Below are 16,468 nucleotides of genomic sequence, written 5' to 3' on the forward strand. Positions count from 1 at the left end.
ATATCTGATTAGAAACCAATTTCTACACCTACTGTGTAAGTGCGTACGTTAGGGAATGCTCCAAAGTCTACGCCCCTTTCAAAAATGTTGTTGTTAACAAACTCAGGGTCAAGGCCTCCATATTTTGTAATGGTAATTACGTTTTGTGCAGAAACGCTTAAACGTGCACTGTCAAAACCTATTTGTTTCATCCATTCTTTAGGGAAGTTGTAGCCAACACCAATGTATTTAAGCCTTGCAAAGCTGCCGCTTTCAAGGAAACGGTCTGTATCGCCACGGTTTGTAAGCGATGTGCCGTAGTAAGCCCTTGGTGTAGTTGTGCTTGGGTTTTCCGGTGTCCATGGTTGTGTACCGGCTGCATAGTTGTGGTCTCCGTTAAGAACATTTACTATACTGCTGTAACCGTTATATACTGTAGCGCCAAAAGAGCCTATCCAGTTCATTGAGAAGTCAAAACCTTTGTAGTCAAAACCGGCGTTAAAGCCCATTTCAAACTTAGGCCAAGGGCTGCCGTCTACAATTTTATCTTCATTTGTAATCTGTCCGTCATCGTTAATGTCTTTGTAACGGATATCGCCCGGTACTGCCTGTGGCTGTATAACAGCTCCCTGAGAGTTAACGTGGGCATCAATTTCTGCCTGGTTTTGGAATATACCATCTGTTTGCAGTACAAACCACATACCTACCGGCTGGCCTTCGCGTGTTACTGTATTACCAGAGAACGATTCGTTTTGGCCGTTGCCCAGTTTTACAAGCTTGTTGTTAAGCGTTGTAAGGTTTACGTTAGCATTCCAATGGAAGTCTTCACCTATCTGGTCATTCCATCCTACGTTAACTTCAAAACCTTTGTTTTCTACAGTTGCAGCGTTAGATATTGGGTTACCACCGTCGTTACCGGTAACTAAAAGTATTGGGAAACCAAATAGTACATCTTCTGTACGGGCAACAAAGTAATCTGCATTTACAGTAAGTTTATTGTTTAGCATAGCAAGGTCAAAACCAACGTTAGTTTGCTTAAGGGTTTCCCACCTTAGCCTTTCGTTAGCAAGCCTTACCTGTATAGCTGCGTTTTGCAGGTCCTGGTTGTTACCAAATACGGCTGCACCCATAGTGTTTATAAAGGCCCTGTATTCATAGTCGCCAATGTTACCACTACCAAGCTCACCATAACTTACACGTAGTTTAAGGTCGTTTATTTGTGGTACTTTAAAGAATGATTCGTTGCTTATCCTCCAACCTGCAGATACTGATGGGAATGTTGACCATTTGTTAGCATCGCTAAATTTAGAAGAACCGTCACGGCGTAGTACTGCGTTAAGCAGGTAACGGTTATCATAGTTATACTCTAACCTTCCAAGGTAAGAAAGTAGTGCAGATTCTGACCTGTAACCCCTTACTACCGGGTTATCACCCTGGTCTAATACGTCAAAATACTGGCCTGTAGTTGGGTTAATAAGCAGGTTTCTTTTATTACCGCTAATCTGGCCAAATTTAAAGTCCTGGTATGTAGTACCGGCAAGGGCGGTAACACTGTGCTTGCCAAACTCTTTAGAGAATGTAAGTGTATGTTCTACAAGTTTACTTTCCCAACGGCCCCTGTTTTGTTCTGTTATAGCAGGGTCTACAGGCTGGTTAAGTGTCCAGCTACCCCTGTTGCGCAGGTACTTATAGTTGTCAAAGCTGGCTTCATAACCAAAGTTAAAACGGTATTTAAGGAAATCCCAAGGCTTAAGCTCAGCCCATACGTTACCCCTTATACGGAAGTTTTCTACTTTTTGGTCTATAAGGTTTGCAATAGCAACCGGGTTAGCAGCAAATGTATTTGCAACACCCTGCTCACCATAGCCAAAACCACCCGGGTTACGAGAATCATATACCGGTATTGTAGGGAACATCCTTATGGCATCAATAAACGGGTTACCCCTCATAGCTTCAGGGCCACCAGTTTCGTTAGCAACCGAGTTGCTTAGTGCAAGGTTTTCACCTACAGTAAGTATACCTTTTTTACCACTGGTGTTAACACGGAATGAAATCCTGTCAAAATCAGTATCTATAACAGTACCCTTGTTACCAAAATAGTTGGCAGACATAAAGAAGCTTGAGTTCTCTCCACCGCCGGCAAAGCTAATGTTCTGGTCCTGTATCATACCTGTACGGAACACTTCTTTCTGCCAGTCTGTATTAACATCCATGTTAAAGTTTTGCCTTGGTGCACCGGCATTGTCATATGCCATATTGGTAATGGCAATAAACTCATCGCGGCTAACAAGGTCATAAGTAGGCACGTTAGTGATACTCATTTTAGAGCTTGCCTCAATTTTTAGGGGGCCGCCTTTACCTTTTTTAGTGGTAATGATAATTACACCGTTAGCCGCACGCGAACCGTAGATAGCAGCAGCAGCAGCATCTTTAAGTATTTGTATCGACTCAATATCGTTAGGGTTAAAATCACGGTTAGCTGTACTAATGTTACCGTCTATTACATAAAGCGGGTTAGCACTTTGCAGGTTTTTAAGGCCACGGATTTCAATCTTGGCCTCGCTGCCCGGCTGTCCGCCACCACGTACAGTAACACCGGTTGCCTGGCCCTGTAGGCTTTCTGCAACGGTTGTAGCCTGGCGCTTTTGTATTTGCTTGGCATCTACTACTGATATGGCGCTGGTAAGGTCGGCTTTTTTCTGGCTACCATAACCCACAATAACCACCTCTTCAAGCTGAGATGATTCTGCCTGTACAGTAATATTAATTACTGATTTGCCTGCCACAGCTACTTCCTGTGTAGCATAGCCCATACCACTTACTTCGAGCGTGGCGTTAGATGGAACTGTAATGGTATAATTACCCGAGTCATCTGCCGATACCCCGTTAGTAGTACCTTTCTGGATGATGCTGACAAATGCAGCCGGCAACCCATCTGAGCCTGTAATTGTACCCGATACCTGTATAGGATCTTGCGCAAAAATGAGCTGAACGCTCATAAGCGCAAAAAAGAGCAGGGTTTTAACGTTAAAAATTAGTTTTGGAATGATTTTCATAAAGCTTCATTTAAGAAATTTGTTTTAATTGGGTTGAGTGAAACGATTTGATGAAAGAATTGTTTGTTTTTTATCATTTATTCATAAAGGTTAGGTTAGTTTACAAAATACAAATTGACAATGAAACACTTTATTATAGTCTTTTTTATAAAATGTAAAATTCAGGCCTGAAATTTTTACAACTATAACGTTTTCAAATGTAGCCAGTTTTGTGTGCTGAGGGCTGTATGGAAATGTTTCAATTTTTATACAAAACGTGTCATTGTTAAATTTGTGCAAACATAAAAACGCCTGATGAACAGATTTGTTGAAAAATGAGACGTTATGAATGTTCGCGAAAACGTTTACTTGACTTACTTTGTAGAATGAAATTTTTAAGCCAATATCTGTTCATTTTATTAGTTACGGCCACCACAATGGCTCAAAATTTTTCGTTTAAGCACCTTCAGGTTGAAGACGGCCTGTCTCATAATTCTGTTATATGTATGCTACAGGATAACAAAGGCTTTATGTGGTTTGGTACTAAAGACGGCTTAAACAGGTATGACGGCTACAGCTTTAAAATTTTTCAGCACGAGCCCGGCAACCCGCAAAGCATAGGCAGCAATTTTGTAAGGTGCCTGTATGAATACCAGGATTATTTATGGGTGGGTACAGATACCGGCCTTTTTAAGTATGACGAAAAAACCGAATCATTCTCATTAATTGAAGTTACCCGAAACCTTCCAATACTTGACGTTAAAAGTAATGTTGACGGTAGCCTGTGGTTTAGTGCAGCCGGAAGCCTGTACAAAGTAGCCCCAAACCAGGCTAAGCCGGAGAAATTCAGCTCATTTTTCGCAAACTATATCTGCCATAATAAAAAAGGTGAAGTATTTGCAGCCTCGCCAAACGAACTCTTTAAATATGAGCCCGAAAACAATTCGTTTAAAAAACTGCAATTAAACTTTACAGGCGGGATACAGCCGGTTATTACTACAATTGCTGCAATAGATAATAAAAGTGTACTTATTGGCACCAAAGACCACGGTGCTTTTATGTACCTGTTAGCCGGTCATCAGGTACAAACTTTACTCCCGGCAAAAGATGCTCCCCTGTTTGTGCGTAATTTCCTTAAAAAGGGTAACCAAATATGGATAGGCAGCGAACTGGGCATTTTTGTGTATAACTTAAAAACTAAAACCTACCAGAACCTTAAAAAAAATTACGGTAACCCCTACTCCCTTTCAGATAATGCCATCTACACACAGGTTTTAGATAAAGAAGGCGGCGTGTGGGCCGGCACATACTTTGGTGGGGTTAACTACTACCCTAACCCTTACACCCCCATTACACGCTACTTTCCGCAAATAGGTGAAAACTCTATAAGCGGCAACGCTGTGCGTGAAATTAAAAAAGACAACTTTGGCAATATATGGATAGGTACCGAAGATGCCGCCCTAAACAAGCTGGACCTTTCTACCGGCAGGTTTACAAACTATACGGCCGGTTTTGCGCATTACAACATACACGGGCTTTTACCTCGCGGTAATGAGCTGTGGCTGGGTACTTTTGAGCATGGGCTTGATGTTATGGATATAAAATCAGGCAAAATTATAAGGCATTATGGTACTGATAAAGGAGGGCTTAGGAGCGACTTTATCTTCTACATACACGAAACCCGCAACCAAGATGTTTATGTGCTAACCTCATCAGGCATACACATTTACATACCCGAAACTGATTCTTTTAAAGTTGTGGAAGGCTTTCCTGAAACCTACCATTATACCTATATAATTGAAGACCATACCGGTACACTATGGGCCGGTACCTACTGGGATGGGCTTTATTATTACAATCCCAAAACAAAAAAGAAAGGCTTTTTCCGTTATGAGTACAACAAGAGCGGCAGCCTGAGCAGTAATGTTATTAACGGTATTTTTGAAGACAGCAAACACCGCCTTTGGGTAACTACCGAGAATGGCCTGAACCTGTTTAACCCTAAAAACCAAACGTTCACCAAGTATACAAAGTCAGCCGGGTTGCCTGCCAATGTAATTTATTCTATTCTGGAAGACAAAAAGCAGGAGTTATGGATTAGCACCTCAAACGGGCTTGTAAACTTTAACCCTGAAACCAAGAACATTCGCGTTTACACAAAATCAGACGGCTTATTAAGCGACCAGTTTAACTATTGTTCTGCTTTTCAGGATACTAACGGACAAATGTATTTTGGCAGCGTTAAGGGCATGATAAGCTTTAACCCTGCTGCCTTTATAAAAAACACTTTTGACCCGCCCCTGTTTATAACCGATATTTTTATCAATAACCAGGAAGTACAGGTAAATAAAAAAGACTCCCCACTTGAAAAATCCATTATTTTTTCTGATGCTATAACACTGAAAAACAACCAGTCTACCTTCAGGCTTGAGTTTTCGTCCTTAAGCTATGCCTCTGCTGGCATGACGCGCTATTGGTACAAAATGGAAGGCCTTAATGATAACTGGATTCCATTGGGTAAAAACCGCGAAGTAAACTTTACCGAACTACCTGCCGGTAACTATACTTTTAAGGTAAAAGCCCTTAATAATGATGGTGTTTGGAGCAAAGAACACGGTATGCTTGCGGTAAAGGTACTGCCTCCGTTTTATGCCAGTAAACTGGCTTATTTTATTTATTTTCTGATACTTATAACAGGTGGGTATTATTCTTTAAGGTATTACCACCGATACACACGCAACAAGAATGACCTGCGCATAGCTCACCTTGAAAATGAGAAGGATAAGGAAATCTACCACGCTAAAATAGAGTTTTTCACTAATGTGGCACACGAAATCCGCACACCCCTTACCCTGATTAAAAGCCCGCTGGAAAAACTCCTTAAGCAAAAGCATAAAGCTCCGGATGTATCTAAAAATCTGGAAATTATGGATAAAAATACTTCAAGGCTGCTTAACCTGATCAACGAGCTCCTTGATTTCAGGAAAGCCGAGATGAAAAACGTCAAGCTAAGCTTTGTAGAAGTTAACGTAACCGAAATTTTAGAAGAAACGGCCTTACGCTTTAGCCAGCTGGTTCAAAATAAAGGCATTAAGTTTGACATGACACTGCCCGGCGAGGAAATACCGGCTTTTATAGATGAAGAGGCTTTCAGGAAAATACTGAGCAACCTGTTTAGCAATGCTATTAAATATTCTAAAAGTACTGTTGAAGTAGTACTAAACAGCACCGAATCTGACTTTAGCATTATCATAAAAAATGATGGCGAACTGATACCGGCGGCCTTAAGGCAAAAGATTTTTGAACCGTTTTTCCGCCTGCCGGCCGATACCCAAAGTACCGGTACAGGCATAGGCCTTTCATTAGCACATTCGCTTGCCGAACTGCACAGCGGCACCCTTGCCATTGATGAATCGGAGGCTGAAATGAATGCTTTTGTGCTGCAGTTACCCCTGCACCAAAGCGAAGAGTTTAAAGCCTTTAAAACGGCTGTATCGGGCAAAAGGGCAGAACAAAATGTACCGGCAAAATTTGACAGGCATGCCCCGGTAATACTTGTTGTTGAGGATAATAAAGAACTGGCCGATTTTATATACTCAGAACTATCTGAACATTATAACATTATACTGGCAGGCAATGGAGAAGAGGCACTAAAAGTAATTGCCCAGCACGAAGTGCACCTGGTGCTGAGCGATGTGATGATGCCGGTTAAAAACGGTATAGAATTGTGTAAAGAAATTAAAAAGGAAGAAAAAACCAGCCATATACCTGTCATTCTCCTTACGGCTAAAAGCGCGCTTAATGCCAAGATTGAAGGCCTTGAAAGCGGTGCCGATGCTTATGTTACAAAGCCGTTTTCTATTGATTACCTCATGGTTCAGATTTCTAACCTACTGGAAAACAGGAAGAACATACTGGGGCATTTTTCAAGCTCGCCCCTTGCACACCTTAAGTCGCTAACGTCTGACAGCAATGAGAAGAATTTCCTGAGCAAGCTGGATAAGATTATTGAAGAAAACCTGAAAGACCAAAACCTGAGTGTAGACAAGCTGGCTGATTATATGAACATGAGCCGCTCTACCCTATACCGCAACATTAGCGAGATTTCAAACCTTTCGCCTAATGAGCTTATTAACCTGAGCAGGCTTAAAAAGGCAGCCCACCTGATTAAAACCACTAATATGAAAATTTATGAGGTGGCAGAGATGGTAGGCTACCGCTCGCAAACCAGTTTTGGGCGCAACTTCCAGAAACACTTTGGTATGTCTCCCACAGAATTTGAAAAAAGCAGCGACAGTAACGAAAAACCAGAGAAAAAGGCCGCGAAGGAAAACTAAGGCACAGTAAAATTTGATAGGTATTTTAAAATATAACTATAACGTTATATAATAAATATTGCCTATATTTAATTTTGCTATGCTGCCCACTATGTATTGTTTTCTAAAAGCTAAAGCTGTTTACACTAAAACGGTAAAAAAATGCACTAAACCTGTTGCTGCTATTTTATATAGCTTATTGCTTTTGTGCTTTTTAGCTTCGTGTAACAAAGAAAACAAAACAAATGGCGCTGTACTTGCACAGGCAACCAGACAGGATAGGAAACCGGCAAGTAACGACCAAAAATATACCCTTGAAGAGCTGGATAACTCGGCGGGGCTGTCTAACAGTTCTGTTAACTGCATTTTTCAGGATTCGCAAAACCTCATCTGGATAGGCACCTGGGATGGGCTTAACCGTTATGACGGCAGCAGCTTTAAAATTTTCAGGCCGGAGCCCGATAATACAAACTCACTCAGTAACCAGGTAGTATTAAAAGTGGCTGAAGATGCAAAGGGGCAAATTTGGGTGCTTACCATGCACGGCATTAACCGTTATGATAAGGCCTCCGACAAATTTTACAACTACTTTTTTTCTTCAGATGCTACTGCCCCATTATCAGAATCGCAGTTCAATATAGCCCTTAACAACAAGAGAGAGGTGTTTTGTGCCGTGAAAGATTGGGGTATTGGCTATTTTGACAGTTCGGCTTTCAAAAAACTCAATATACCCAAGCTACAGGGCAAAACAATACGCAGGATTGAGTTTTTAGACAATTCATTACTCGCACTTACAGAAGAAAACAGCCTTTACAAGCTTGATATTTCCTTTGATGGAGAGAAGTCCAATACATCAATAGAAAAAGCGGTTGATGATGTAAAGGCGTTTGAAATACTACCCAATAAAACCATTTGCCTGCTTACAGTTAATGGCAGTGCCTCTATAGTTCAGCAAAACTTTACTGAGAAGAGCCAGATTGCCAAAAACATTGAAGCAATCATCAGCCATACAAATGAAGAAATTATCCTGTCGGGCAAAAACGGCTATATAACAGCCGATATTCATAGCAAAGTTGTACAACGTACGTGGACGGGGTTTCTATCAAAACACAAGGTTACATCAGTCTTAAAAGGCAGCGAAGGTATAGTATGGATAGGTACAGATGGTGATGGTTTGCTTAAGGCATCGCCACAGGAACGCCTTTTTAAAACCATCTCAAAAACACAGATACCGGATATGGACGGCGGTATAACCCGTTCTTTCTTAAAAGATGGCAGCTCACTATGGGTAGGTACAAAGGGAAAGGGATTATTCCACATTACATCCGGACTCAATACAGCCGTTCCTACCCCTTTAAAATATACTAACTATAGCGAAGATAACAGCCCTATAGATAATGCCGTATATGCCCTGTATAAAGGCCGTGACAGCCTTGTTTTTATTGGCACTGATGACGCCGGGCTAACGGTATTTGACAGCAACACTTCACGGCCTGTAAGCTGGAAAAACATATTAGGCAGCAACAGTGTTGATTACTTTAAATCGGTTTATGCCATATATCAGGACAGCGCTAAAAACATATGGCTGGGCACAAACGGTTACGGTATGATAAAGCTAAGGCTTGAGCGCGAAGGGAGCCAGTTAAAAATTACTGATTTTAAAAGGTATATAGCTAAAAGTGACAGTCAAAATGCCCTGAACAGCAACATTATATTTTCAATTATCCCTAAAGGAAATGATGAGCTGTGGATAGGTACCCGCCTTGGCGGACTGAGCCTCTTTAATACAAAAACCGAGGCAATCCAGACCTTTAAAAACAAACCGGGCGATGGTAAAAGCCTTTCTAATAACGACATACTTTGCCTTGCCCACAGTAACGGAAATCTATATATAGGCACCAGCTACGGGCTTAATGTAATGGAAAGCTTTACGGGTGGTAAAGCCACTTTTAAAAACTATACGGTTAAAGATGGCCTGCCCAATAATACCATTCACGGTATTGTGCCTTACAAAAACCAAAATGTATGGCTAAGCACAAACTTTGGCCTTTCAGATTTTAGCATCAGGCAAAATAAATTTACCAACTACATAAAAACAGATGGCCTGCAAAACAATGAATTTGCCGATGGCGCTTTTTACAGCGACCCGCAATCAGGCAACATATTTATGGGAGGTATAAAAGGTTTTAATTACTTTGCCCCACAGGCCATTAGCGAATCGCCCATTTTGCCCGACCTGTTTATAGACCGCATTAGCGGCCACAACCAGCCTGTGCCCTATTACCAGGGATTGCTCATAGCCCCAAACTCTAAAAACGCCCCTTCAATAAAACTAAAGCACAATCAGAATTTCTTTGATATTTATCTTACTGCATTAACCTTTACCAATAACGAGAAATGCCACTATGCCTACCAGCTAAAAGGTTTTGATAAAGGTTGGAACACTATAGACAACCGTAAGCTTATATCGTTTACAAACGTGCCGCCGGGCAATTACACGCTATACATGAAATGGTCTAATGCCGATGGCGTATGGACAGAGCCTGTGCATACGGCAGACATAAGGATTAAACCCGTATGGTGGCAGTCTAACCTTGCACTTGTTATATACGCGGGGCTTACCCTTTGCCTTATCTGGTTTGTAAGGAGTTACAATTTAAAACAGCAATCGCTAAAGCAAAACATACTTTTCCGCCAGCGTGAGGAAGAGCTGCATGAAAACAGGCTTACATTTTTTACCAATATTGCACACGAGTTCCTTACCCCGCTTACGCTGATTGCAGGGCCTGTGCAAAAGCTTTTTGAGGCCGATAACCTTGACGACCGCAGCCGCAAGTTTATTAAAATGATACAGCGCAATGCATCACGCCTTTCATTCCTCACACAACAACTTCTGGAGTTTAGGAAAGCCGAGCACGACCACCTTGAAATACGAGTGCGCCGGTTTGACCTGGTAAGCATACTGGAGCAGATAGCCGAATTGTTTGACGACTGGGCGCTCGATAAAAACATAAGCTATTCGCTGGATATGCCTAACAGTATTGAAGGCTGGTTTGATAAAGAAAAGGTAGAAAAAATACTCTTTAACCTGCTGTCTAATGCATTTAAGTATACACCTGCGGGCGGCAAAGTAGGTTTTAGCTGCTGCATAGAGCACGGCAATACAGATACCCTTAAGATTGTAGTAACCAACAACGGCAAAGGCATACCAAAAGAAAAGCTGGAATCATTATTTGACCGTTTTTTCCTTTCAGACCCTAACCAGGTATCTGACACAGAGATGTTCCGTACCGGTATTGGCCTGGCATATGTAAAAAGGCTGGTAACCGTATTAAGGGGCGAAATACTGGTATCGAGCATACCGGACGAGGAAACAAGCTTTACCATACTTATACCGTGTAAAAAGGAGGCTTTTACCGAAAAAGAAATAGATAATAGTGGCACATCAGGCCTTATATCGCGCCACCTTAAAGATATTCTTGAAGAGCCGGTACAACAACAGGAAACGGTACACAACAAGCTATTGGCAATTGACAAAGCACAGGAAAACCGTAAAAAGATTCTCCTGGTAGAAGACGAAAAAGAAATACACACTTACCTGCAGGACCTTTTAGGTGAAAAATACAATCTTGCATTTGCTTTTAACGGTGCAGAAGCCCTGCAATTAATGGAAGCAGAAATTCCTGACCTGATTATAAGCGATGTAATGATGCCTGTTATGGACGGTGTTGAGTTGTGCCGCCTTGTAAAGACCAATGTGCATACCTGCCATATACCGTTTATTATGCTCACGGCAAAAAGCTCGGTAGAACACCGCATTGAAGGGCTTGAGAGTGGCGCAAATTCTTATATCCCGAAACCGTTTTACCCGGACCACCTTATGGTAAGGGTGCAAAAGCTGCTGGAGGAAAAAGACCTTATCCTGAAACATTTTGCACAGGATACCCTTGTGGAAAGCCTGCCGGAAATGCCCATCACAAACGATGAGAAAGCTTTTATAAAGCAGGTAATAGACATCATCCGAAAAAATGTAGAAAGCGAAAACCTGGACAGCGCCTTTATAGAAAAGGCACTGGGTATTTCTAACTCACAACTGTACCGCAAGACCAAAGAAATTTTTGATCTCTCCCCCGGCGACCTCATCCGAACCATAAGGTTAAAATACGCCGCTGAGCTGCTGCGCAAAAATATACTTACCGTGTCTGAAGTATGCTACAAATCGGGCTTTAACAACCGCTCATACTTTTACAGGGAGTTTAAAAAAATATACAACACCACACCTAAAAATTACCAGCTACAGTTTAAGGCTAAGAAGGCAGCCTTTCAACCACACTGATAATTAGAGTTTTAACCAGCAGTGTACACTTTTGAAGAAATAGTGTACACTGTTTTTTTATGCGTTATCTACATTTACAACGTTTTCGTAACTCAATAAATTAACCATAACCCATTTTAAAACTAACCTTATTACGAACATGGAAAAATTTACTTTATCCATTAACAAAACAACATTAGCTATATGAGCAGGAAAATTATTTACAGGTTGCTCTTTGTGTGGGCAATGTTAACCGGGGCTACACTTTTTGCCCAAACTGTATCAGGAACCGTAACTGATAAAGATGGCGGCCTGCCATCTGTAAGCGTAGTGATAAAAGGCACTACCACAAGCACTACTACCGACCTTGACGGTAACTATACCATTACTGCCGGCCCAACTGATGTTTTGGTATTTAGCTATGTAGGCTATGCCACACAGGAAGTTGCCAACAACGGCACAGGTACCGTTAATGTAATACTGGCTGAAGATACCCAGCAACTAAACGAAGTAGTTATAACCGGTTATACCGGCCAGCGCAAAAGCTCAATATCGGGCGCGGTGGCGCAGGTAAACATGGATAATATGGCTAAAACCCGTATTCCTGATGTGGCACAAGCCCTACAGGGACAGGTAGCCGGTGTATTTGTAGCGGCTAATACCGGTGCCCCCGGCGATGGTATAAAGCTACGCATTCGTGGCGAAGGCACATTAGGCAATAATGATGTATTGTATGTTGTAGACGGCGTGCCCACCCGCGATATTACTTGGCTAAACCAAAACGATGTAAAGTCTATGACCGTGCTTAAAGATGCGGCATCGGCGGCTATATATGGTTCAAGGGCAGCAGGTGGTGTGGTTGTAATTACCACAAAACAAGGTGCCGAAGGCAAGTCAAGCTTTGATGTAGATGTATTTACGGGCATACACAATGCCACAAACCTTCCTAACCTGCTAAATGCTGACCAGTACCTTACGGTAAAAGACCGTGCATGGCACAACACCCTGGGTAACGACCCTAATGCCGAAAGTCCTTATGCTTTTGACCGCAGAACAAGGACAGATCTTGCTGATACCGATTGGCTTGACCAGCTTTTTACTACAGGTATCTCTCAAAACGTACAGGTAACCGCCAGCGGTGGTACAGATAAAGTAAGATACCTTATTTCAGGTGGGTACTACTACATGAACGGTATTGTAACCGATGATAATGACGGCTACAGGCGTGTAAACTTCCGTAGTAACATAAGCGCCGATCTTACCGACAGGATTACCGTAGGTACTAACATACAAATAGGCTACCAGCGCCAGGACAAGCTTTCTTCAAGCGGAGATGCCCCGGGTGTAATTCGTCATGCGCTTATTCGCCCACCGGTACTATCGGTTTATAAAGACCCTAATGACCCAACCTATTCAGCACGCGACCCGTATACCGACCTTCCGTTTTACACAGGCCCGGACGGCGGCTGGAGCAGGAACTATGAGTATAGCTCTAACCCGCTAGCCATTGTGCACTTTACAAACGATAAGAGAAATACGTTCCAAACATTTGGCAACATATATGGCGAATATGCCATACTGGCCGATAAATCGCTTAAATTCAGGAGTAACCTGGGTGCTGATATCCGTTTTAGCCACAACAAGAATTTTGCAGAAAACTATGGCGACCCTAACATTGCCGATGTTAATGCTGTTTACTATGGCCTTGGCCGCAACAACAGGCCTAACAGCCTGAATGAAAACCGCGGGCAGGATGTAACCTTTACATGGTCTAACACATTTAATTATCAAAAGCTTGTAAACGATACCCATGACCTGAATTTCCTTTTAGGTTCAGAAATCATTAAGAATAAAGTTGATGCCATTGGCGGTGCAAGGTCTAACTATGGCGATACATCGCCAAACTTCCAATACCTTGATTACGGAGGGCTTGGAAGCCCAGATACCCCCTACCCATACAGCAGCGGTACTGCTACAGAGTGGACGCTTATTTCATTCTTCGGTTCAGGAACCTATGGCTATAAAGACAAGTATTATGCTACTGCTACACTAAGGGCAGACGGCTCTTCAAGGTTTGGCCCTAACAACAAATGGGGGTATTTCCCTTCAGTTGCCGGTAACTGGATTATATCTAACGAAAACTTTATGAAAGAAGCAAGCTGGCTGTCTTATGCCAAGTTAAGGGCAAGCTGGGGCCAGGCCGGTAACCAGGAAATTGCAAATAATGCTTACCAAACGCTTGTATCAAGCTCTGCCGGGGCTGTAAATATAGTGCGCTATGGCAACCCTGACCTTAAGTGGGAAACCACTACCCAAACTAACTTTGGTGTTGATTTAGCCTTTATAAATGATAAGCTAACCTTTTCAGCCGATTATTTTAACAAAACTACCGACGATATTCTTCTAACCGTGGGCCTTCCTGCTGTAGCAGTGGGTGTTATAGGCAGGACGTATGTAAACGCCGGTGAGGTTGAAAACAAAGGTTTTGAATTTAACCTGGGCTGGAAAGATAACGACAACGAGTTTAAATACAGCATTAATGCCAACATGGCTACCCTTGATAACAAGGTAAACAAGTTGCAGGAATATGTACAGAATATCCCCAACGATGCCACGCATACAAGGACTGAGGTAGGCCAGCCGATAAGCGCATACTACGGCTATATTTTTGATGGCATATACCAAAACCAGGCAGAAATAGACAACTACCTGTACAACAATGCAAACGGCGCTTTGCCGGGCGACATGAAATTCAGGGATATTAACGGCGACGGGCAGATAAATGCCGATGACCGCACGTTTATAGGCAACCCTATACCAAAAATTACATACGGTGTAAACTTTAATGCATCATACAAAAACTTCGACATATCATTCCTTTTCCAGGGGGTAAACAATGTAGATGTATATAATGATATGATACAGATCCTGGATTATGACACACGTCCGTTTAACTCTACTACAGATGTGCTGAACAGCTGGAATGGCGAAGGTACCAGCAACACCACACCACGCCTTACCTTTAACAACAACGGCGGCAGCCAGGTATCGAGCAAGTTTGTAGAAGACGCTTCATACCTAAGGCTTAAAAACGTAGAAATAGGCTACACTTTTAGCAACCTGGTAAAAGGGCTGAACAACATGAGGATTTATGTTTCGGGCCAAAACCTGCTTACCATTACTGATTACAAAGGCCTTGACCCGGAATCTACATCGCTTATAGATAAGGGTACCTATCCGCAATCAAGGGCTGTGATTTTTGGTGCACGAATCAATCTTTAAAAAAAAGCTATCATGAAAAATTATATAAAGACCGGAATACTAATAAGTATACTATCATTAACCGCGTGTGAAGACGAGCTTACCAAAGACCCTATAGGCCTTGTAACGCAGGACCAGGTAAATACCACCCCTACCGTGGGCACTGTAGAAACGGCAGTAAGGTCATCTTATGAAATGTTGTCTAACAGGCTTAACATACTGGCCGACTGGGACTGGGGCGGTGGCCTTGTTTTCCAGAACGACTATGTAATGCAGGATATAGCATCTGACGACATGGAAAAAAAATGGGTTATAGACGGCGACCAGCCATGGATGGACGACCTGAACAATTTTACCTTTACATCTACTAACGGGGGGCCAAACGGCCTGTGGAAGTACAACTACGAGGGTATAAAAAGGATTAACATAGCCATGAATATCCTTACCAACCCGGATGTGGAAGTGCCGGGGCTTAGCGCCGAAAGAAAAAACCAGCTGTTAGGGGAAGGCTACTTTTTAAGGTCATACTACTACTTTTCGCTGGTTACAAATTTTGGCGATGTACCGCTGATATTAAGGCCGGTAGAAAGCTACCAGGAAGCCTTTGATGTAGCCGTGCGTGTACCTGCCGCCGATATCTGGGCACAGATAAAAGGCGACCTTACCCTTGCCATGGGGCTACTGCCTAACAGCAAATATTCATCTGAAAGCGAAAAATGGCGTGCATCTAAAGGTGCTGCAATAGCGCTGCTTGCCAAAGCAGAGCTGTATACAGAAAACTGGAATGCAGTTCCGGGCCTTGTAGACCAGCTTGCTGGCCTTGGCTTTAGCCTTAACAGCAACTATTTTCAAAGCTTTACAGCCGAATATAATGATAATGAGGTTATCTTCTCGTTTGACCACCAGACTAATGCTACACCGCGCCGCGGTAACGGTATTTGTGCACCGCTGGGCTGGGGTTTCTTTGCGCCAAGCACTGATTTCCTGAATGCTTTTGAAACAAATGACCCAAGGTTGCTGTATACCGTAGACGCGCCAAACCAAAATGTAAACAAAATGCTGGGCAGCCTTAACGGCGCTAACGAGGGTAATGATGACGCCCCTAACAACAAAGTATACATACGTTATGCTGATGCCATACTGTGGAAAGCCGAAGCACTTCTTGAAACAGGCGATACTGCCGGTGCCGTTGCCATTATAAACCAGGTAAGGCAAAGAGCCAGGAATGGCGTAGATGCCAACGGAAATGCCGTGCCTGCCGGTACACTGCCCGACAGGGCTACCGGGGCTGATGCCGCTACCGTTAAAGAGTGGCTTATACATGAGCGAAGGGTAGAACTGGGCTTTGAAAACCAGCGTATGCTCGACCTTAAGCGCTGGGGCATAGCACAAGAGGTAATGCAGGCACATGGCAAAAACTTCCTGCCAAGGCACATGCTATACCCTATTCCGCAAAGCGAAGTAGATGCTTCTGCCGGACTGTTAACACAAAACGAAGGTTACTAATTACTTGTTTGGGTTAGTGCCCGGGCGCCGGCTGTAACCGGCACCGGGCCACCCGG

At 42.8% G+C, this 16,468-nt stretch carries 5 protein-coding genes; 4 read left to right on the forward strand and 1 reads right to left on the reverse strand.

Annotated features, from left to right (window positions below):
• Positions 1–8 precede the first annotated feature (8 nt).
• Positions 9–3,035 carry a SusC/RagA family TonB-linked outer membrane protein gene (locus tag AM279_RS07085; protein WP_054407075.1) on the reverse strand — a complete coding sequence of 1,009 codons (3,027 nt, stop codon included), beginning with the start codon at positions 3,033–3,035 and terminating at the stop codon, positions 9–11.
• 416 nt (positions 3,036–3,451) lie between these two features.
• On the opposite strand from AM279_RS07085, the gene AM279_RS07095 reads away from it, so the two are divergent.
• From AM279_RS07095 to AM279_RS07110, 4 genes are all read left to right on the forward strand, one after another.
• A complete protein-coding gene (locus tag AM279_RS07095; protein ID WP_236688505.1) occupies positions 3,452–7,351 on the forward strand; it encodes a hybrid sensor histidine kinase/response regulator transcription factor in 3,900 nt (1,299 codons plus the stop codon).
• A 184-nt stretch (positions 7,352–7,535) separates the two neighbouring features.
• The gene (locus tag AM279_RS07100) at positions 7,536–11,666 is read left to right on the forward strand and encodes a hybrid sensor histidine kinase/response regulator transcription factor (protein WP_236688506.1); all 4,131 of its coding nucleotides are present in this window, start codon (positions 7,536–7,538) and stop codon (positions 11,664–11,666) included.
• Positions 11,667–11,849: 183 nt separating this feature from the next.
• Positions 11,850–14,927 carry a SusC/RagA family TonB-linked outer membrane protein gene (locus tag AM279_RS07105; protein ID WP_054407083.1) on the forward strand — a complete coding sequence of 1,026 codons (3,078 nt, stop codon included), beginning with the start codon at positions 11,850–11,852 and terminating at the stop codon, positions 14,925–14,927.
• 12 nt (positions 14,928–14,939) lie between these two features.
• The gene (locus tag AM279_RS07110) at positions 14,940–16,412 is read left to right on the forward strand and encodes a RagB/SusD family nutrient uptake outer membrane protein (RefSeq protein WP_054407085.1); all 1,473 of its coding nucleotides are present in this window, start codon (positions 14,940–14,942) and stop codon (positions 16,410–16,412) included.
• Positions 16,413–16,468: the final 56 nt, after the last annotated feature.

Source organism: Flavobacterium akiainvivens (assembly GCF_001278115.1).
In the GTDB taxonomy this organism is placed as follows: Bacteria; Bacteroidota; Bacteroidia; order Flavobacteriales; family Flavobacteriaceae; genus Flavobacterium; species Flavobacterium akiainvivens.